Annotated in this window: 20 protein-coding genes and 1 pseudogene; 17 read left to right on the top strand and 4 right to left on the bottom strand. The window is 70.7% G+C overall.

Annotated features, from left to right (window positions below; all coding sequences use genetic code 11):
* Positions 1-40: 40 nt before the first annotated feature.
* The 12 genes from QWY80_RS05215 to QWY80_RS05160 all read left to right on the top strand — a co-directional run bounded on the left by QWY80_RS05215 (position 41) and on the right by QWY80_RS05160 (position 9,318).
* A complete protein-coding gene (locus tag QWY80_RS05215; protein WP_290229646.1) occupies positions 41-790 on the top strand; it encodes a YebC/PmpR family DNA-binding transcriptional regulator in 750 nt (249 codons plus the stop codon).
* Positions 791-799: 9 nt separating this feature from the next.
* Positions 800-1,339: a crossover junction endodeoxyribonuclease RuvC gene (ruvC, locus tag QWY80_RS05210; RefSeq protein ID WP_290229645.1), complete on the top strand. Its 540-nt coding sequence runs from the start codon at positions 800-802 to the stop codon at positions 1,337-1,339.
* A gap of 136 nt (positions 1,340-1,475) precedes the next feature.
* Entirely contained in the window at positions 1,476-2,087 is a 612-nt protein-coding gene (gene ruvA / locus QWY80_RS05205; protein WP_290229644.1) for a Holliday junction branch migration protein RuvA, read from the top strand.
* Between the two features lie 5 nt (positions 2,088-2,092).
* Positions 2,093-3,130 carry a Holliday junction branch migration DNA helicase RuvB gene (gene ruvB / locus QWY80_RS05200; protein ID WP_290229643.1) on the top strand — a complete coding sequence of 346 codons (1,038 nt, stop codon included), beginning with the start codon at positions 2,093-2,095 and terminating at the stop codon, positions 3,128-3,130.
* A complete protein-coding gene (gene ybgC / locus QWY80_RS05195; RefSeq protein ID WP_290229642.1) occupies positions 3,127-3,543 on the top strand; it encodes a tol-pal system-associated acyl-CoA thioesterase in 417 nt (138 codons plus the stop codon). Before ruvB ends, ybgC begins: the two co-directional genes overlap by 4 nt.
* An 11-nt stretch (positions 3,544-3,554) precedes the next feature.
* Positions 3,555-4,244: a protein TolQ gene (gene tolQ / locus QWY80_RS05190; RefSeq protein WP_290229641.1), complete on the top strand. Its 690-nt coding sequence runs from the start codon at positions 3,555-3,557 to the stop codon at positions 4,242-4,244.
* Between the two features lie 12 nt (positions 4,245-4,256).
* Complete coding sequence (gene tolR, locus QWY80_RS05185; RefSeq protein WP_290229640.1) at positions 4,257-4,697, top strand: protein TolR; 441 nt, start codon at positions 4,257-4,259, stop codon at positions 4,695-4,697.
* 7 nt (positions 4,698-4,704) lie between these two features.
* Positions 4,705-5,889, top strand: coding sequence for a cell envelope integrity protein TolA (gene tolA, locus QWY80_RS05180; protein ID WP_290229639.1), 1,185 nt, complete (start codon positions 4,705-4,707; stop codon positions 5,887-5,889).
* On the top strand, positions 5,886-7,178 hold the full coding sequence (gene tolB / locus QWY80_RS05175; protein WP_290229638.1) for a Tol-Pal system beta propeller repeat protein TolB: 1,293 nt from the start codon (positions 5,886-5,888) through the stop codon (positions 7,176-7,178). Before tolA ends, tolB begins: the two co-directional genes overlap by 4 nt.
* Positions 7,179-7,196: 18 nt before the next feature.
* Positions 7,197-7,730: a peptidoglycan-associated lipoprotein Pal gene (gene pal / locus QWY80_RS05170; protein ID WP_290229637.1), complete on the top strand. Its 534-nt coding sequence runs from the start codon at positions 7,197-7,199 to the stop codon at positions 7,728-7,730.
* A gap of 30 nt (positions 7,731-7,760) precedes the next feature.
* Positions 7,761-8,537 (top strand): tol-pal system protein YbgF, encoded by a 777-nt coding sequence (gene ybgF, locus QWY80_RS05165; RefSeq protein WP_290229636.1) that lies wholly within the window; start codon positions 7,761-7,763, stop codon positions 8,535-8,537.
* Between the two features lie 16 nt (positions 8,538-8,553).
* Positions 8,554-9,318 (top strand): YciK family oxidoreductase, encoded by a 765-nt coding sequence (locus QWY80_RS05160; RefSeq protein WP_290229635.1) that lies wholly within the window; start codon positions 8,554-8,556, stop codon positions 9,316-9,318.
* A 36-nt stretch (positions 9,319-9,354) separates the two neighbouring features.
* On the opposite strand, the gene QWY80_RS05155 is transcribed toward QWY80_RS05160, so the two are convergent.
* The 3 genes from QWY80_RS05155 to ubiG form a co-directional block, all read right to left on the bottom strand.
* Positions 9,355-9,918 (bottom strand): hypothetical protein, encoded by a 564-nt coding sequence (locus QWY80_RS05155; protein ID WP_290229634.1) that lies wholly within the window; start codon positions 9,916-9,918, stop codon positions 9,355-9,357.
* A 408-nt stretch (positions 9,919-10,326) separates the two neighbouring features.
* Positions 10,327-10,992 (bottom strand): HAD-IA family hydrolase, encoded by a 666-nt coding sequence (locus QWY80_RS05150; RefSeq protein WP_290229633.1) that lies wholly within the window; start codon positions 10,990-10,992, stop codon positions 10,327-10,329.
* Positions 10,989-11,714: a bifunctional 2-polyprenyl-6-hydroxyphenol methylase/3-demethylubiquinol 3-O-methyltransferase UbiG gene (gene ubiG, locus QWY80_RS05145; protein WP_290229632.1), complete on the bottom strand. Its 726-nt coding sequence runs from the start codon at positions 11,712-11,714 to the stop codon at positions 10,989-10,991. The genes QWY80_RS05150 and ubiG overlap by 4 nt, the downstream gene beginning before the upstream one ends.
* A gap of 242 nt (positions 11,715-11,956) precedes the next feature.
* Between ubiG and galU the strand changes: the two genes are divergently transcribed.
* Complete coding sequence (galU, locus tag QWY80_RS05140; protein WP_290229631.1) at positions 11,957-12,847, top strand: UTP--glucose-1-phosphate uridylyltransferase GalU; 891 nt, start codon at positions 11,957-11,959, stop codon at positions 12,845-12,847.
* A gap of 4 nt (positions 12,848-12,851) precedes the next feature.
* Positions 12,852-14,141 carry a UDP binding domain-containing protein gene (locus tag QWY80_RS05135; protein WP_290229630.1) on the top strand — a complete coding sequence of 430 codons (1,290 nt, stop codon included), beginning with the start codon at positions 12,852-12,854 and terminating at the stop codon, positions 14,139-14,141.
* A gap of 27 nt (positions 14,142-14,168) precedes the next feature.
* Here the strand turns inward: QWY80_RS05135 and QWY80_RS05130 are convergent, their stop codons facing one another.
* Positions 14,169-14,756, bottom strand: a complete 588-nt coding sequence (locus tag QWY80_RS05130) for a Fe-Mn family superoxide dismutase (protein WP_290229629.1) — start codon at positions 14,754-14,756, stop codon at positions 14,169-14,171.
* Positions 14,757-14,920: 164 nt separating this feature from the next.
* Between QWY80_RS05130 and QWY80_RS05125 the strand changes: the two genes are divergently transcribed.
* From QWY80_RS05125 to QWY80_RS05115, 3 genes and pseudogenes are all read left to right on the top strand, one after another.
* Positions 14,921-15,802, top strand: coding sequence for a hypothetical protein (locus QWY80_RS05125; protein ID WP_290229628.1), 882 nt, complete (start codon positions 14,921-14,923; stop codon positions 15,800-15,802).
* Between the two features lie 47 nt (positions 15,803-15,849).
* Complete coding sequence (gene tamA, locus QWY80_RS05120; protein ID WP_290229627.1) at positions 15,850-17,712, top strand: autotransporter assembly complex protein TamA; 1,863 nt, start codon at positions 15,850-15,852, stop codon at positions 17,710-17,712.
* Positions 17,676-18,204 (top strand): annotated as a pseudogene (locus QWY80_RS05115) (autotransporter assembly complex protein TamB); the annotation flags it as partial. The gene tamA and the pseudogene QWY80_RS05115, both read left to right, overlap by 37 nt.

Below are 18,204 nucleotides of genomic sequence, written 5' to 3'. Positions count from 1 at the left end.
CGGTGATATCAACTCTGCTCCATTCGACCAGGAGGATGCCATGGCCGGCCACAGCAAGTGGTCCAATATCAAGCACCGCAAGGCGGCCCAGGACGCCAAGCGGGGCAAGATCTTCACCAAGCTGATTCGCGAGCTGACGGTGGCGGCGCGCCAGGGCGGGCCCGATGCCGCCGACAACCCGCGCCTGCGCACCGCCGTGGACAAGGCGCTCTCCAACAACATGCCCAAGGATACCATCCAGCGTGCCATCGACCGCGGCGCCGGCAACGCCGATGACGACGCCATGGAGGAGTGCGTCTACGAGGGCTACGGCCCCGAGGGCGTGGCAGTGATGGTGGAGTGTCTCACCGACAACCGCAATCGCACTGTCTCCGAGGTGCGACACGCCTTCAACAAGAGCGGCGGCAACCTGGGCACCAGCGGCTCGGTGGCCTTCATGTTCCACAAGCAGGGGCGCCTGGCGCTGCCCCGGGGGATCTCCGAGGAGGCGGTGATCGAGGCGACCCTGGAGGCGGAGCCCGAGGACGTCGTCGCCCTCGACGACGGCAGCCTGGAGGTGGTCACCGCTCCGGAAGCCTACCATGACGTCAAGGCGGCGCTGGTCGCGGCGGACATCACGCCGGAGCGCAGCGAGCTGGGGCTGTTTCCCGAGACCACCACCCCCGTCGCCGACGAGGAGCTGGCCCGCAAGGTGATCCGCCTGATCGACATGCTCGAGGACCTGGACGATGTCCAGAACGTCACCACCAATGCGGAGTTCGACGACGATGTCCTCGACCGGCTCGAGTGAGAAACGACGATGCTGATCCTGGGCATCGACCCCGGCTCGCGGATCACCGGCTATGGGGTGCTCGACGTGGCGGGCTCGGCGCCACGCTACGTGGCCAGCGGCTGCATCCGCATCCGGGCCGATGAGCTGGCCCAGAAGCTGGCCCAGGTCTATGCCGGCATCGGCGAGCTGATCGCGGTGCACCGCCCGGCGGAGTTCGCCATCGAGCAGGTGGTGATGTCGCGAAACGCCGACTCGGCGTTGAAGCTGGGTCAGGCGCGCGGTACGGCCATCGTCTGCGCCGCCAACCACGGCCTGCCGGTGAGCGAGTACGGCCCGCGGCAGATCAAGCAGGCGGTGACCGGCAGCGGGCGTGCCGACAAGGCCCAGGTCCAGCACATGGTCACGGCGGTCCTGGGGCTCTCGGGGGTGCCGCAGGCCGATGCCGCCGACGCCCTGGCCATCGCCCTGACCCACGCCCATGCCCGGGCGGGCTTGCTGACCGGCGGCAGCTTCGGCGGGCACCGCTCGCGCCGCAAGGGCACCTCGTGGCGCGATTTTCGCCCCTAAGCTGTCGCCTAGCGGCGACAGTCAGGGTTGTCGAACGCTGTTCTTGTCGGGCTGGTCAGGCGTCCGAGCGACCAGTATAGTGGCGGCATCGGCGGTCCCGGGCCGCCTCCATTGATGCGAAGGATACGGACTTTCCATGATCGGACGCCTGCGAGGCACCCTCCTCGAGAAGCAGCCGCCCTGGCTGGTGGTGGACGTGGCCGGGGTCGGCTACGAGCTGGAGGCTTCCATGACCACCCTGGTGGCCCTGCCCGCCGCCGGCGAGCCCGTCTCCCTCTACACCCACCTCAGCGTGCGCGAGGATGCGCACCTGCTCTACGGCTTCCTGCGCGAGCAGGAGCGTACCCTGTTCCGTGCCCTGATCAAGGTCAACGGCATCGGCCCCAAGCTGGCCCTGGCGATCCTCTCGGGCATGGACGAGGCGGCCTTCATGCGCTGCGTGCTGGACGACGACGTCAAGTCGCTGACCCGCCTGCCCGGCGTGGGCAAGAAGACCGCCGAACGGCTGATCATCGAGATGCGCGACCGTTTTCCCCACTGGGAGGCCCCCGGGCAGGAGCTCGCTGCCGTGGCGGGCGGCGCCGAGGCGCCCGCAGCGCGGCAGGCCCCCCTGGCCGACGCCGAGGCGGCCCTGGTCAGCCTGGGCTACAAGCCCGCCGAGGCGGCCAGGATGCTCTCCGGCCTGGAGGACGAGGGCAGCACCGAGGCGATCATCAAGGCGGCGCTTAGCCGTCGGATGGCGGGGTGACGGCCATGCTCGAGAACGATCGCCTGATCGCCGCCGACGCCCGGGAGGGGGAGGAGCCCGTCGACCGCGCCATCCGTCCCAAGCGGCTGGTCGACTACATCGGCCAGCCACGGGTGCGCGAGCAGTTGGAGATCTTCATCGGCGCGGCCCGCGGCCGCGGCGAGAGCCTCGATCACACCCTGGTGTTCGGCCCGCCGGGGCTGGGCAAGACCACGCTGGCCCACATCATCGCCGAGGAGATGGGAGTGGGGCTCAAGTCCACCTCCGGCCCGGTGCTGGAGCGGGCCGGCGACCTCGCCGCCATGCTCACCAACCTCGAGCCCGGCGACGTGCTGTTCATCGACGAGATCCATCGGCTGTCGCCGGTGGTGGAGGAGATCCTCTATCCCGCCATGGAGGACTTCCAGCTCGACATCGTGATCGGCGAGGGGCCCGCGGCGCGTTCCATCAAGCTCGACCTGCCGCCCTTCACCCTGGTCGGCGCCACCACCCGGGCGGGCCTGCTCACCTCGCCGTTGCGCGATCGCTTCGGCATCGTCCAGCGCCTGGAGTTCTACGCCATCGGCGAGCTCACCGAGATCGTCGCCCGCTCGGCGCGGCTGATGGGCGTCGAGGCGGAGCGCGAGGGGGCCCTGGAAGTGGCGCGGCGCTCCCGCGGCACGCCGCGCATCGCCAACCGGCTGCTGCGCCGGGTGCGCGACTACGCCGAGGTGCGCGGCACCGGGCGGGTCGATGCCACCATCGCCGATCTGGCCCTGAACATGCTGCACGTGGACCACCACGGCCTCGACCACATGGACCGCCGCCTGCTGCTGGCGATGATCGAGAAGTTCGACGGTGGCCCGGTGGGCGTCGACTCGCTGGCGGCGGCCATCGGCGAGGAACGCGACACCATCGAGGACGTCATCGAACCCTACCTGATCCAGCAGGGGTTGATGATGCGCACCGCCCGGGGTCGGGTGGTCACCCGCCAGGCGTGGCAGCACTTCGACCTGGCGCCGTCCGAGGGCGCCGAGGATGCCGCGGGGGAGACGCGCCCATGAGCGAGTTCCGGCTGCCGGTGCGGGTCTACATCGAGGACACCGATGCCGGCGGCATCGTCTACTACGTCAACTATCTCAAGTACATGGAGCGGGCCCGCAGCGAATGGCTGCGTGCGCAGGGCATCACCCAGCGCGAGCTGTTCGAGGACGGCATCCAGTTGGTGGTCCACCGCCTGGAGTGCCGCTATGCCAAGCCCGCCCGCCTGGACGACGCGCTCGAGGTGAGTGTCGCCGTCCTCTCTCACGGCCGCGCCCGGCTAAGCTTCGGCCAGGTCGTGAGCCACCGCGGGGAACCCCTGTGCGAGGCCAGGGTCGACATCGCCTGCATCGATGCCGAACGCCTGAGGCCGAAGCCCTGGCCGTCGGCGCTGGCCGACCTGCTGGCCCAATCCATCGCCCAACCGCAAGCCTGACGAGGATGCCCGTGAACGACTCCATGTCCATTCCCCATCTGATCATGAGCGCCAGCACCGTGGTGCAGCTGGTGATGCTGCTGCTCACGGTGGGTTCGATCCTCTCGTGGATCGTGATCTTCCAGCGCACCTTCGTGATGCGCCGTGCACACCGGGCCCACCGTAGCTTCGAGGACCGCTTCTGGTCCGGGGTCGACCTCAACGAACTCTACCGCGAGACGCCCACCGAGCAGGAGACCCAGGGCGCCGAGCACATCTTCCGCGCCGGTTTTCGCGAGTTCAATCGCCTGCTGGCCAAGACCCGAAGCCCCCAGGCGATCCTCGACGGCGTCCAGCGCAGCATGCGCGTGGCCTGGTCCCGGGAGGAAGACCGCCTCAACCTGCACCTGGTGTTTCTGGCCACCGTTGCCTCGGCCAGCCCCTACATCGGCCTGTTCGGCACCGTCTGGGGCATCATGGGCTCCTTCCAGTCGCTGTCCATGGCCCAGCAGGCGACGCTCGCCACCGTGGCTCCCTGGATCGCCGAGGCGCTGATCGCCACCGCCATGGGGCTGTTCGCCGCCATACCCGCGGTGATCTTCTACAACCGACTGTCGGCGGAATCCAGCCGCCTGCTGGGCAAGTACGAGGACTTCGCCGAGGAGTTCCACTCCATCCTGCACCGCAATCTGCAGGGCCGGGCCGAAGCCGGCGCCGCCTGAGGGAGTCACGCCATGCATGGACCCTTCCATCGCGGGGGATCCCGCAAGCCCATGGGCGAGATCAACGTCGTGCCCTTCATCGACGTCATGCTGGTGCTGCTGGTGATCTTCATGATCACCGCGCCCATGCTGACCCAGGGCGTCCAGGTGGACCTGCCCCAGGTCAGCTCCGAGCCCATCGACAACCCCGAGGACAACGATCCGATCATCGTCTCGGTGGATCGCGACGGCCAGTATTTCCTTTCGCTGGGCGGTGACGAGACCACCGTCGACCTCGACGAGCTGGCCGAGCGGGTGATCATCCTGCTGGAGCGCAATCCCCGTACGCCGGTGATGGTGCGCGGCGACCGCAACGTTTCCTACGGCCAGGTGGTCACCCTGATGAGCACCCTCCAGGTGGCCGGCGTCGCCAACGTCGGGTTGATCTCCGAGCCCCCGAGCGGGGAGGAGTGAGGGCGCCATGGCCAGACGACACGCCCGGGTGGGCTACGGCCTGCCGACCCTGCTGGCGGTAGGGCTGCACGTCCTGGTGCTGCTGGTCAGCATCGTCAGCCTGCCTGCCCGCGATACCGAGCCGGATTCCTCCATCGTCCAGGCGACCCTGGTCAGCACCGAGACGGTGACCGACCAGGCCCAGCGCGCCGAGGCGGCCCGCGCCCGTGCCCGGGAGCGCCAGGCCGAGGAGCAGCGCCAGGCCGAGGAGGAGGCCGCCCGCGAAGCCGAGGCGGCAGCCGCCGAGGAGCAGCGCGAGGCAGAGCGAGAGGCTCAGCGCCAGGCCGAAGAGCAGGCGCGCGAGGAGGCCCGTCAGGCCGCCGAGGCCGAGGCGGCGCGACGTGCCGAAGAGGCCGAGCAGGAGACCCGCCGGCGCGAGGAGCAGCGTCAGGAGGAAGAGGCCCGCCGCCAGCGGGAGGCCGAGGAGCAGCGCCAGCGCGAAGAGGAGGCCGAACGCCAGCGCCAGGCCGAGGAGGAGGCCGAACGCCAGCGCAAGGCCGAGGAGGAAGCCGAACGCCAGCGCCAGGCCGAGGAGGAAGCCGAACGCCAGCGCCAGGCCGAGGAGGAGGCCGAACGCCAGCGCCAGGCCGAGGAGGAGGCCGAACGCCAGCGCCAGGCCGAGGAGGAGGCCGAACGCCAGCGCCAGGCCGAAGAGGAAGCCGAACGCCAGCGCCAGGCCGAGGAGGAGGCCGAACGCCAGCGCCAGGCCGAAGAGGAGGCCGAACGCCAGCGTCAGGCCGAGGAGCAGCGCCAGCGCGAGGAGGCGGCCAGGCGCGCCGCCGAGGCGGCCGACCAGGGTCTGGATCGCGCCATCGAGGGCGAGAGCGAGGCTGTCGCCAATGCCCAACAGGGTCAGGAGGCCGCCAACGACTTCATCGCCCTGGTACGCCGCGCGGTGGAGCAGGCCTGGGTGATCCCGCCCAATGTGCCGTCCAATGCCACGGCGGTGGTGACGGTGCGCCTGGGGCCCTCCGGCGAGCTGTTCGCGGCCAGCATCTCGAACTCCAGCGGCGACAGCGCCTTCGACCGCTCGGCGATCCAGGCCGTGGAAGCGGCCGCTCCGTTCGCCGAACTGCGACAGTTGCCAGCCGCCGTGCAACGGGACTACCGTCAATTCAACCTGCGCTTCAGACCGGGAGACGTAAGCTCATGAAGCCCTTGATGACCGCCTGGCTCACCGCCTGCCTGCTGCTCCTGAGCCAACTGGCCCAGGCCCAGGCCAACCTGACCATCGAGATCACCCGCGGCAACGAGCGCGCCACGCCCATCGCGGTGGTGCCCTTCGCCGGTGGCGAGGACCTGCCCGAGGACGTGGCCCAGGTGATCCACGACGACCTGGAACGCAGCGGCTACTTCGATCCGTTGCCACGGCGCCAGATGATGGATACCCCCAGCGAGGGCGACCAGGTGCGCTACGGCGACTGGCGGGCCCTGGACGTCCGCTACCTGGTGGTGGGCACCGCCAGCCGCGACGGCGACGGCTATCGGTTGCGCTACGAGCTGCTGGACATCAGCGGCGAACGGCGCATGCTCGGCGAGGTGGTGACCGCCAGCGAGGGCGAGCTGCGCGGCGCCGCCCACTACGCCAGCGACCAGATCTTCGAGGCGATCACCGGCATTCGTGGCGCCTTCTCGACGCGTATCGCCTACGTGACCTCGCAAGGCGTCGGCGACGACATGCAGTTCGCCCTCTACGTGGCGGACGCCGACGGTCGCAACAGCCAGCAGGTGCTGAGCTCGCGTGAGCCGATCCTGTCGCCGGCCTGGTCCCCGGACGGCGGCAAGCTGGCCTATGTCTCCTTCGAGACCGAGCGCCCGGCCATCTACATCCAGGACCTGGCCTCCGGCCAGCGAGTGCGTGCCAGCTCCTTCGAGGGCATCAACGGCGCCCCGGCCTGGTCGCCGGACGGCCGGCGGCTGGCCATGTCGCTCTCCAAGGACGGCCAGCCGGAGATCTACGTGATGGACGTCGGCTCGCGCGACCTGCAGCGGATCACCAACGACTCGGCCATCGATACCGAGCCCTCCTGGTCCCCCGACGGCGGCAGCCTGGTGTTCACCTCCGATCGCAGCGGCGGGCCCCAGCTCTACCGCCACGATTTCGCCAGCGGCGAACAGGAGCGCCTCACCTTCACCGGCAACTACAACGCCCGCGGTCGCTTCGCGCCGGACGGCGAATCGCTGTTCCTGATCCACCGCTCGAACAACGGCTACCAGGTGGCCCGCCAGGACCTGGAGAGCGGGCGCCTGGTGACGCTGAGCGACTCGGGCTCGGAGGAATCCCCCAGTGTTGCGCCCAACGGGACCATGGTAATCTTCGCCACCCAGCAGGGAAACAGCGGGGTGTTGGGGGCAGTCACCGCCGATGGACGCGCGTCCTTCCGGCTGCCCTCTGCTCAGGGAGACGTGCGGGAACCCGCATGGTCGCCCTTTCTGAACTGACTTTTCAGGAGTGACACGATGCAATTCAAGCCCTATGCCCGAACCCTGGCAGCCGCCCTGTCGCTGGCCCTTGTGGCCGGCTGCTCGAGCACCGGCGGCACCCAGGACGGCTCCATGGACGGCTCCCGTGACGGCGCCGACGGCAGCGGCGTCAGCAGTGGCCAGGTGAGCGGTTCCGGGCTCGGCGGCACCGCCGGCTCCGACCAGCAGGCCGACGGCCGTATCCCGCAGCAGCGCACCATCTACTTCGAGTTCGACAGCGACCGCATCCGCAGCGAGTTCGAACCGGTGCTGGCCGCCAACGCGCGTTACCTACGCGACAACGGTGGCGCCCGTGTCGTGCTCCAGGGCCACACCGACGAGCGTGGCACCCGCGAGTACAACATGGCGCTCGGCGAGCGTCGTGCCGGGGCGGTGGAGGATTTCCTCTCCGTGCAGGGCGTCTCTCCCTCCCAGGTCGAGGTGGTCAGCTACGGCGAGGAGCGCCCGGCGGCCCGCGGCCAGAACGAGGACGCCTACGCCCAGAACCGTCGGGTCGTCTTCGCTTACTGAGGCACGCATCCCGCGTCGATGGAGACACGCATGAAACACGGTCTGAAGGGACTGTGCGGCGCGGGAGCCCTGGTGCTCCCGCTGTCCGTATGGCTCCCCGCCCAGGCGCAGCAGCCGGTGATCGAGGATCTCACCGACCAGCCGCGCACCTTCTACGAGCAGGCGGAGACCCGCGACGAGGCGGGGGGCAGCCTGGTGATCTTCAACCAGGTGCAACAGCACCAGGAGGAGATCCGCCGGCTGCGTGGCCAGGTGGAGGAGCTGCGCCACCAACTGGAGCAGTTGCGTCGCCAGACCCGCCAGCAGTACCTGGACCTCGAGGATCGTCTCGCCTCGGCATCCGCCGGAGTCGGCGTGGATGCCGCCGCCGAGGTCGATGACGAGGCCGCCCGCCAGGTCGCCGAGACGCCGTCGCCGAGCGGTACCGACGCCGATGCCCAGGCCGCCTACCAGCAGGCCTTCGCCCGGGTGCAGTCCCGCGAGTTCGGCGAGGCCATCGCCGCCTTCGAGCGCTTCGTGGCCGAGCATCCCGGCAGCGGCCTGACCGCCAATGCCTACTACTGGCTGGGCGAGCTGCACGCCGCCGAAGGTGACCTGGAGCCGGCAGAGGCGGCCTTCCGCACCGTGCTCGACGACCACCCGGAGAGCAACAAGGTGCCCGACGCCCTCTACAAGCTGGGCCTGCTCAAGGCGCGCCAGGGCGAGCCCGAGGCGAGCCGCGAGCTGCTCGAGCGGGTGCGCGACGACTACCCGGAGAGCACGGCGGCGGGGCTGGCCAACGATTTCCTGCGTCAGTCCGGCAACTGATCACCGAGGAGAGCCCATGACCACCTGCAAGATCGACTACCAGGCGCCGGGCGACCTGCTGCGGGAGCGCATCCTCCTGGTCACGGGGGCCGGCGACGGCATCGGCCGCGCCGCGGCCCTGACCTATGCCCGTCACGGTGCCACGGTGATCCTGCTGGGACGCACCATCGCCAAGCTGGAGAAGGTCTACGACGAGATCGAGGCTGCCGGCGGGCCCCAGCCGGCGATCTTCCCGCTGAATTTCGAGGGCGCCACCCTCAAGGACTATCACGACATGGCCGAGACCCTGGACAAGGAGTTCGGCCGCCTGGACGGCATCCTGCACAATGCCGGCCTGCTGGGCCGCATCATGCCCTTCGACCAGTACAATCCCGAGCTGTGGGAGCAGGTGATGCAGGTCAACCTCAACGGGCCGATCTGGATGACCCAGGCGCTGCTGCCGCTGCTCAGGGCCTCGGAGGATGCCTCGGTGATCTTCACCTCGTCCGGCGTGGGCCGCAAGGGGCGGGCCTACTGGGGCGCCTACTCGGTGTCGAAGTTCGCCACCGAGGGCTTCGTCGAGGTGCTGGCCGACGAGCTGGAGCACCTGGGCAGCATCCGCGTCAACAGCCTGAACCCCGGCGCCACCCGTACCCAGATGCGCCGCACCGCCTACCCGGGGGAGGATCCCGACACCCTGCGTACGCCGGAGCAGATCATGCCCACCTACCTGTGGCTGATGGGCCCGGAGAGCCGCGGCCACAACGGCGAGCGTTTCGACGCCCAGCCGCCGCGGTCGTGATACCCTCCGCCCCGTGGCGGTGACAGGGTGCCCCGATCAGTGGGGGTCGTCCTTCGAATGGCGGCGCACCCTGGCCTTCCAGGCGCTGATGGCCGGGTCCCCCCAATGGGTCCCCGGCTGGAAGGTCGCGGTCCCCGGGGGACAGGCATCGGGGTCGATGTTGTCGCGGATACCGGCCACGTCCTCGCCGCTGACCAGCCTCGCTTGACCACCGCCGGGCTCGGGGTGGGCAACCAGCCGTCCTTCGTACTGCCAACTGCGCTGCGGCACCCGGGAGACCTGCCAGTCACGTCCCTGCCAGCGCGCCTTTGCCGGCCCTTCCAGGTGCAGGGAGTCGAGCGGAATCAGCGCCGCGAAGAGCCGACTGTTGAGGACGATGCCGGTCTGCCCGAGGCGCACGCCACCGCAGTAGCGTCCCCGCTTCAGGTCCGTCAGCGCGCGCCAGGGGCGCTGCTCGGTGTGCAGGGTGCCGATGCCGCAGAGGTGCAGCACCTCGGTATCGATCTGCTTGATGACCCAGACCTCGATCGGGGCTATGCCGAGCCGTTGCCATAGCCCCGAGAAGGCGCCCGGCCCGAGGCGGGCGAGACGCAGGGCCATGAGCAGGCGCCGCGGAAGCCGGCGGGTACCGAATGGCCACCAGCGTCTCCGCCCAGGCCCGGTATCGGCAGGGGGGGGTGTCCTGGGCGTTGCGGTCGCCGGCTCGGGTGTCGAGGCGAGGGCCTCCTCCCGGGAGAAGGTGCGCCCGCAGTCGATGCAGCCGTAGGTATGCGGTCGCCTGGCCAGGCGCCTCCACCAGGCACGACGATGCTTGAGGATGCCGTAGCTCCGGCAGTGCGGACAACGTTTCAGCATGCGTGGCAACCCCCGGCATACCCGGATGGAACGGGCTGAGAACAAACGTCCCGGCTCCCGCGGCATGCGGGGGCGAGGTAGTGGTGACCATCTCTCAGTGTTGTTCCCGGCCGGCAGGGTCGCCAGGTTTTCCGCGCCTCGGGGGTGCCAAGCTCAGCGCTCGGTCAGTGCCGCCACCAGCGCCTCGCCGGTCTCGAACCACAGGTCGGCGGGCCAGCGCCGGAAGTCGTCTCCCTCCTCGATGTACCCATAGCCCACCGCCACGGCGGCCATGCCGGCGGCGCGTGCCGCCTCCATGTCGCGCAGGTGATCGCCGATGTACCAGCACGCCGCGGGGCTCACGGCCAGCCGCCGGGCGGCCTCCAGCAGCGGCGCCGGGTGGGGCTTTTTGACCGGCAGGTCGTCGGCGCAGAGCAGGGCGCCGGGGTGCAATCCCAGGGCCGCCACCAGCGGAGCGGCGTAGGCGCGCGGCTTGTTGGTGACGATCCCCCAGGGGCGCCCGTCGGCCTGCCAGTCGGCGAGCAGCGGTTCCAGCGGAGGGAAGACCCGGCTCTCGGCGGCGAGCGCCTCGCCGTAGGCCGTCAGCAGGAAGGTCCGGGCCGCGTCGTGGCCGGGAGCCGCCTTCTCCAGCCCCAGTGCCAGGGTCACCAGGGCGCTGCCGCCGTTGGAGACCTGGGCGCGGATGGTCGGATAGGGCAGGGGGGCGAGGCCGTGGTGGGCACGCAGGGCATTGGTGGCTCGCGCCAGGTCCGGGGCGGTATCCACCAGGGTGCCATCGAGGTCGAAGAGCAGGGCGGCGGGCACGGGCATGTGGCTCATGCCGCCTCCCGACGGCAGTGCATCAGGTAGTTCACCGAGACGTCGGTGGGCGAGAGCCGGTAGCGCCGGGTCAGCGGGTTGTAGGTCAGGCCGCTCTGTTCGCGCACCGCCAGGCCCGCTTCTCGGCACCAGCCGGCCAGCTCGGCGGGGCGGATGAACTTCGCGTAGTCGTGGGTGCCGCGGGGCAGCAGGCGCAGCACGTATTCGGCGCCCAGCACCGCCAGGGCATAGGCCTTGGGGTTGCGGTTGAGGGTCGAGAAGAACACCTGGCCGCCGGGCTTGACCAGGGTGGCGCAGGCGCGCACCACCGAGGCCGGGTCGGGCACGTGCTCGAGCATCTCCAGGCAGGTCACCGCGTCGAACTCGCCGGGGGCCTCCTCGGCGAGCTCCTCCACGCTGACCCGACGATACGCCACCGCCACGCCGCTCTCCTCGGCATGCAGCCGCGCCACGCCCAGCGGGGCCTCGCCCAGGTCGATGCCGGTGACGTCGGCCCCACGGTGGGCCATGGCCTCGGCGAGGATACCGCCGCCGCAGCCCACGTCCAGCACCCGCCGGCCGGCCAGGCCGGTCCTGGCATCGATGAAATCCAGGCGCAGGGGGTTGATGTCGTGCAACGGCTTGAACTCGCCGTGGGGATCCCACCAGCGGCCGGCCAGGGCCTCGAACTTGGCGATCTCGCCGGGATCCACGTTGCCCGCGTGCGTCTGCGTTTCGCCCATCTGCACTCTCCGTTCAGGAATCACTGTGGCTGTCTCGAAGTCGGGTTGTCGGTGCGCCGACACGGTGCCAGGTCGCGGCACGTCCGGTATCATGGGGCCATGATACCCGTTCCCGGACCGGCATTCCCACGGCCAGTCGCGGTAACGGGGTCGCGGCGACCCGCTCGGCACGATGGCCTGGCCCGCGCCGAGCCTTGGCGCCGACATCCACTAACGACGAGACTTTCGACAAGGACTGCCCCATGATCAACAAGGCCGTGCTTCCCGTCGCCGGCTTCGGCACCCGCTGCCTGCCGGCCTCCAAGGCGATTCCCAAGGAGATGATCACCATCGTCGACCGGCCGGTGATCCAGTACGTGGTGGAGGAGGCGGTGGCCGCCGGCATCCGCGACATCGTGCTGGTCACCCATGGCACCAAGGGCGCCATCGAGAACCACTTCGACAAGCACTTCGAGCTGGAGGCGAGCCTGGAGGCCAAGGGCAAGCACGAGCTGCTCGAGGAGCTGCGCTCGATCGTCCCCGGCGACGTCAACATCATCAGCGTGCGCCAGTCGGAGCCCCTGGGCCTGGGGCACGCCGTGCTCTGCGCCCGGCCGGTGGTGGGCGACGATGCGCCCTTCGCCGTGCTGCTGCCCGACGTCCTGGTGGACGGCGAGGGCCTGGAGCGCAACGACCTGGCCGGCATGCTCGATGCCCATGAGCGGAGCGGCCGCAGCCAGCTGATGGTGGAGGAGGTGCCCCACGAGCTGGTCTACAAGTACGGCATCGTCGACACCGGCGGCGAGACCCCGGCACCCGGGGAGTCGCGTCCCCTGGCCGGGGTGGTCGAGAAGCCGGCGGTGGCCGAGGCTCCCTCCGACCTGGCGGTGATCGGCCGCTATGCGCTGCCGGGCCGCATCTTCCCGCTGCTCGCCGAGACGCCTCCCGGCGCCGGCGGCGAGATCCAGCTCACCGACGCCATCGAGACCCTGCGGCGCCAGGAGGGCGTCGACGCCTGGCGGATGCGCGGCAAGACCTACGACTGCGGTCACCAGCTCGGCTACCTGGAGGCGATCCTCGCCTACGGCCGGCGCCACGCGCGCTACGGCGCGGGCTTCCGCGAGCTGCTCGCCCGCTACGCCGGCGAGGCCTGAGGCCATGCGCGTCCTGGTCCACGGCAGCGAACTGGCCGCGGCGACAGCCGCCGCGGCCCTCTCCTGGGTGGGGCACCGCGTCGTTTGGCTGCCCCACGCCGACTTCCCCTGGACGTCCCTGCGCCGGGCCGACTGGTTGCGCCGCGAGCCGCACCTGCTGGCCCAGCTCGAGGAGGGGTTGGCCAACGGCAGCCTGCGGCTGCTGGGGGCCGCGGCGGAGGCCGGCCCAGCCGCCCCCGAGGTGGTGTGGCTGTCGCTCTCGCCCGCTCAGCGCGGCGACCTTGCCCCGCTGCTCGGCGCCCTGGCCGCCGACGGCGAGACCGAGCGGGTGCTGGTCAACAATTCCACCTTCCCGGTGGGCGAGACCGACCGCCTGGAGGCCCAGCTGGCGGGGCGCGGCCACGCCGTGGCGCTGCCCGACCTGCTGGAGGAGGGGCGCGCCTGGGAGACCTTCACCCGCCCCGGCCGCTGGCTGCTGGGCTGCGACCACCCGGCGGCCGAGGCACGCATGCGCGAGCTGCTGCGCGCCTTCAACCGCCGCAGCGAGGTGATCCAGCGCATGCCGCGCCGCGCCGCCGAGCTCACCAAGCTGGCGATCAACGGCATGCTGGCCACCCGTATCAGCTACATGAACGAGATCGCCGGCCTGGCCGACAGCCTGGGCGTGGATGTGGAGTTCGTGCGTCGGGGGATGGGCGCCGATCCGCGCATCGGCTACGAGTACCTCTATCCCGGCTGCGGCTTCGGCGGGCCCAACTTCTCCCGCGACCTGATGCGGCTGGCCGACGTCCAGTCGGCCAGCGGGCGACGCTCGGCGCTGCTGGAGCAGGTCCTGGACATCAACGAGCACAAGAAGGAGACGCTGTTCCGCAAGCTCTGGGCGCACTTCCAGGGGCGGTTGGAGGGGCGCACCCTGGCGATCTGGGGGGCGGCCTTCAAGCCGGGCACGGCGCGCATCGACCATGCGCCGGTGCTGCCCCTGCTGCGTTCGCTGTGGGCCCAGGGGGTGAGGGTGCGGCTGCACGATCCGGCGGCCCTTCCGGCACTGCATGCCGAGGTGGGCGAGCATCCGCTGCTCGAGACCTTCGACGGCGACCCCTACGAGGCCTGCCGCGGGGCCGATGCGCTGATGCTGGTCACCGAGTGGAAGGCCTACTGGAGCCCGGACTGGCCTCGGCTCGCCGAGCTGCTCGGCGAGCGCCTGCTGCTGGATGGTCGCAATATCTACGACCCCACCTGGGTGGCCGGCCAGGGGCTGTATTACCGCGGCATCGGCCGGCGCGCCGACCCCTGAGTCGGTCCGCGCCACCGGGCCGACCGCTCAACGACCCGCCTCGCCGACCCGGTCGGCGAGGTTCTGGGCCATGAAGTCCCAGTTCACCACCCGCCAGAGCGCTGCCAGGTAGGCCTCGGGGGCCCCGGGATAGTCGTGCCCGTAGGCGCGTTCCCGGACCTCGACGCCCAGCAGCGGAATCACCCCGTGTACCAGCGGCGTGTCGAGCTCACGGATCACCAGGCCGCCATGCGCGTCCCTGACCAGCCAGGTCCAGCCGGCCCCGGCCAGGGCACGGGCCTCGAAGGCACGGCGAAACTCCTCGAGCGAGCCGAATCCGGCGACGATGGCGTCGGCCAGCCCCCCGCCGGGCTCGCCACCGCCCCGGGGCGACAGGCAGTGCCAGAAGAAGGTGAGGTTCCAGACCTCGGCGGCCTGCGCGAACGTCTCGCCCGAAGCGGCATGCAGGATCGCCTCCAGGCTGCGGCCCTCGTGCTCGGTGCCGGCCACCAGGGCATTGAGGCGTTCCACATGGGCCCGGTGGTCGCGGCCATAGCGACCCGCCACGGCTTCCCGCGAGAGGTGCGGCTCGAGGGCCCTGGTGTCGTAGGGCAGGGCGGGGAGTTCGAATGCCATGTGCTCGCTCCTTGCTGGACGGTTGACCCCTTGCGTTGGCCGGCTCCCGTGCGCCGGCGGTCGCAAACCCCTTACAATACGGGCCAGGCCGTGCGGGGCGCCGCGCATCATAGCAGCCACCCCGCGGGTCGGCATCCCACCCTACGCCGTACGAGGAGTCGAGCATGGCAGAGCGCCCGGAAGACCGCCGGTATTCCCGGCCGATCGTTCCGGATCCCGAGGCCAGCCTGGCGGGACATCGCCACCGCTACCCGGATCCCCCCAGGGTGTGGCCGCTGTGGTTGCTCGTCCTGGTGCTGGTCGCGGCCCTGGGAGCGCTCGGCTGGTTCGGCTGGCAGGAACGCCAGCGCTTCCAGGCCGAGCTGACGCGCCTCGGCGGAGAACTCTCCAACGTCCATGCCCGCTTCGACGCGACCATGGGGGAGGGGGACTCACTGGAGCAGCTCGAGGCGCGGCTCGACGACCTGGCGGCACGCGACCAGGCGCAAGGGGAGCAACTGGAAGCGCTCCAGGTGGAGCATGCGGATGGCCTCGACGACCTGGCCTCGCGCCAGCAGGCACAGGGCGAACGTCTCAGCCGCATCGGCGAAGCGGCGGCCGATCGGGAGGCCATGCTGGAGGCCTTTCAGGCGTCGCTGGATGCCCTCGAGCGCGCCGGCAACGAGGGCCGGGCGACCCTGGGCGAGCGCCTCGACGGCCTGGTGGAGGAGCATCGGCAGGACGAACGGCGTCTCGACGAGCGTCTCGCCGCCCTGGAGGCCGAGGCCGGCCAGGGCGAGGCCCTGGCGCGCCTCGAGGAGGCCCGGGACGAGCTCGTCCGGCGACTCGACCGGCATGAGCAGGAGGCCGAGAATGAGCGTGAGAGCCTGCAGGCTCGCCTGGACGAACTGGGCGAGACGCTTGAAGCCGGCAACGCGGCACGGGATGATGAGCAGGAACGAATGGAGGCCCTGGCGGAGCGGATGCGTTCCCTGGAGGCCGAACTCGGTGAGCTGCGCCGCGCCCAACTGGCCCTCAGTGCCCGACTCGAGGCGCTCAGGCCCTGAGCCGTCCGCGACCTCTCCCGGGAGTCGCAGTGGGGAAGGCGTTGGATATGGAGAATCGCTTGGCAACACGCCTCACGGCCGCGACCCTGCTGTCGGGCCTCGCCCTGCTGGCCCCCTCGGGTACGGCCTGGAGCCTGGAGGCCCGCATCGAGGGGCTTCCGGATGACGTGGCGGAGAATGTTCGCTTCTACCTCGATGGGCTCGACGAGTCCCAATACAGCCGTGCCCGCCTGGAGGGCGAGGCCCAGCGGCGAACCCGCGAGGCGATGCGCGTCTACGGCTACTATGAGCCCGAGATCGACCTGCAGCTCGACGACGGCGAGCCGCCGGCGTTCGTCGAACTGGTCATCGAACCCGGTCCCCGGGTGCGCATCGAGACGCTGGACTTCCGGCTGGAGGGCGAGGCGCAGGACGATCCCCCCTTCGGGGAGGCCATCGACGCCTTCCCGCTGAGCGTGGGGGATCCGCTGGTCCACGCCCCCTATGATCGCCTGCGGGGGCGGCTGGCCAACCTGGCCCTGGAGCGCGGCTACTTCGACTGGCGCTACCTCGACCGGCGCCTCGAGGTGCGTCCCTTCGCCGAGAGCGCCCGGCTCCACCTGGCATTCGACAGCGGTCCCCGCTACCGTTTCGGCGACGTCGCCATCACCGGCAGCCATATCGAGCCGGAACGGCTGCTGCGCATGCTGCCCTTCGCCCCCGGCGAGCCCTACCTGGCCGGCGAGCTGGCCCGCTACAACCAGCGACTCGGCCAGACCGAGTGGTTCGCCTCGGTCACCGTCCGGCCGCGACTGCAGGAGACCCGCCTGGACCTGGACGAGACACCGCTGGGGTGGTGGCACGAGCTGGACGTCGACGGATCCCGGGCTGCCACACCACGCCTGAGCGGGGCGGCCCTGGCCGCCGCCACGGCCTCCGTCGGACGGGACGATTCTCCCGAGGTGCCCCTCGACGTCGCCGTCACGCCCGCCGATCGCCACCAGTTCGAGGTGGGCGTCGGCTACGCCACCGACGTGGGCCCGCGCCTGCGGTTCTCCTGGGAGCAGCCGTGGATCAACCGCCTGGGCCATGGCCTCGACCACGAAGTCTATCTCTCGGGCCCCGAGCAGCGCCTGGGCGGCGTCTACACCCTGCCGCTCGACAACCCGCTGCGCGACAGCTATCGCTTCCAGTACGGGCTGCGCCACGAGGACGACGAGGACACCCGCTCCCTGGAGACCACCCTGGAGGGGGCCCGTCGCTGGGAGTTCGACAACGGCTGGATCCAGAGCCTCTACGTGCGCACCACCTTCGAGGACTTCACCCAGGGAGGCGACGCGCAGCAGGTGCTGCTGCTCTACCCGGGCATCAGCTGGTCGCGCACCCGCACGCGCAACCCCACCTTCCCCGACTGGGGGGATCGCCAGCGGGTCGCCTTCGAGGTCTCCGACGGGCTCTGGGGCTCGGACACCGACTTCCTGCGCCTGACCGCGGAGTCGCGCTGGATCCGCTCCTTCGGTGACGCCAACCGCCTGGTCACCGGCATCCACCTGGGGGCCATCGACACCGACGACTTCGCCGGGATCCCACCCTCGCTGCGCTTCTTCGCCGGCGGCGACAACAGCGTGCGAGGCTACGGCTACGAGAGCCTCTCGCCGCGCAACGAGGAGGGCCGCCTGACCGGCGGCCAGCAGCTGTTCACCTACAGCCTCGAGTGGCAGCGTCGCGTCACCGGCGACTGGTGGGGCGCGGCCTTCGTCGACACCGGGGATGCCTTCGACGCCTGGGGGCCGGACGACCTGAACACCGGCGCCGGCCTGGGCGTACGCTGGATCTCGCCGGTCGGTCCCATCCGTCTCGACATCGCTCACCCCTTCGACGACGAGGACAATTCGTGGCGCCTTCACTTCGCCATCGGTCCAGAGTTCTGAGCCTGCTCTGGGCGCTCATTCGCCTGCTGATCCTGCTGCCCCTGTGGTGCCTCGGCCTGGTGGTCCTGGTACTGGGCCTGGCCCTGTCGCCCTGGGGCACGGGCCTGCTCCTGGACGAGGGCGCCAAGCGCGGCCTCTATCGCCTGGAGGCCCACGAGGGGGCGCCGCTGGATCGCCTGGTGCTGGAGGGCCTGCGGCTGGAGGCCGGCCCCGCCAGCGTCGCCGTGGAGCGCCTGGAGCTGGCCTGGGCCGATGACTGCCTGCTCGCCGGTCGCTTGTGCCTGGAGCGCCTGGACGTGGAGGGCGCCCGGATCCGGCTTGCCGGCACCCAGGCCGAGGCAGGCGACGAGGACGCCCCCGCCGGCGCACCGCCGGAGGCCATCGAACTGCCTTTACCCATCGAGCTGCGCCGGCTGTTCCTCGACGACGTCGAGATCGCCCTCGCCGACGGTACCCGACTGCGCTGGGACCGCTTTACCAGCGGGGCGGTGG

The sequence above is a fragment of the Halomonas ramblicola genome (assembly GCF_030409215.1).
Lineage (GTDB): Bacteria > Pseudomonadota > Gammaproteobacteria > Pseudomonadales > Halomonadaceae > Halomonas > Halomonas ramblicola.
Note: the sequence above shows the minus strand (reverse complement) of the source record. Positions and strands in the feature narration are given on the sequence as shown.

Coding starts and splice junctions, on each gene's coding strand:
- QWY80_RS05215 (WP_290229646.1), top strand. CDS start 41: ATGGCCGGCCACAGCAAGTGGTCCAATATCAAGCACCGCAAGGCGGCC.
- ruvC (WP_290229645.1), top strand. CDS start 800: ATGCTGATCCTGGGCATCGACCCCGGCTCGCGGATCACCGGCTATGGG.
- ruvA (WP_290229644.1), top strand. CDS start 1,476: ATGATCGGACGCCTGCGAGGCACCCTCCTCGAGAAGCAGCCGCCCTGG.
- ruvB (WP_290229643.1), top strand. CDS start 2,093: ATGCTCGAGAACGATCGCCTGATCGCCGCCGACGCCCGGGAGGGGGAG.
- ybgC (WP_290229642.1), top strand. CDS start 3,127: ATGAGCGAGTTCCGGCTGCCGGTGCGGGTCTACATCGAGGACACCGAT.
- tolR (WP_290229640.1), top strand. CDS start 4,257: ATGCATGGACCCTTCCATCGCGGGGGATCCCGCAAGCCCATGGGCGAG.
- tolA (WP_290229639.1), top strand. CDS start 4,705: ATGGCCAGACGACACGCCCGGGTGGGCTACGGCCTGCCGACCCTGCTG.
- tolB (WP_290229638.1), top strand. CDS start 5,886: ATGAAGCCCTTGATGACCGCCTGGCTCACCGCCTGCCTGCTGCTCCTG.
- pal (WP_290229637.1), top strand. CDS start 7,197: ATGCAATTCAAGCCCTATGCCCGAACCCTGGCAGCCGCCCTGTCGCTG.
- ybgF (WP_290229636.1), top strand. CDS start 7,761: ATGAAACACGGTCTGAAGGGACTGTGCGGCGCGGGAGCCCTGGTGCTC.
- QWY80_RS05160 (WP_290229635.1), top strand. CDS start 8,554: ATGACCACCTGCAAGATCGACTACCAGGCGCCGGGCGACCTGCTGCGG.
- QWY80_RS05155 (WP_290229634.1), bottom strand. CDS start 9,918: ATGGCCCTGCGTCTCGCCCGCCTCGGGCCGGGCGCCTTCTCGGGGCTA.
- QWY80_RS05150 (WP_290229633.1), bottom strand. CDS start 10,992: ATGAGCCACATGCCCGTGCCCGCCGCCCTGCTCTTCGACCTCGATGGC.
- ubiG (WP_290229632.1), bottom strand. CDS start 11,714: ATGGGCGAAACGCAGACGCACGCGGGCAACGTGGATCCCGGCGAGATC.
- galU (WP_290229631.1), top strand. CDS start 11,957: ATGATCAACAAGGCCGTGCTTCCCGTCGCCGGCTTCGGCACCCGCTGC.
- QWY80_RS05135 (WP_290229630.1), top strand. CDS start 12,852: ATGCGCGTCCTGGTCCACGGCAGCGAACTGGCCGCGGCGACAGCCGCC.
- QWY80_RS05130 (WP_290229629.1), bottom strand. CDS start 14,756: ATGGCATTCGAACTCCCCGCCCTGCCCTACGACACCAGGGCCCTCGAG.
- QWY80_RS05125 (WP_290229628.1), top strand. CDS start 14,921: ATGGCAGAGCGCCCGGAAGACCGCCGGTATTCCCGGCCGATCGTTCCG.
- tamA (WP_290229627.1), top strand. CDS start 15,850: ATGGAGAATCGCTTGGCAACACGCCTCACGGCCGCGACCCTGCTGTCG.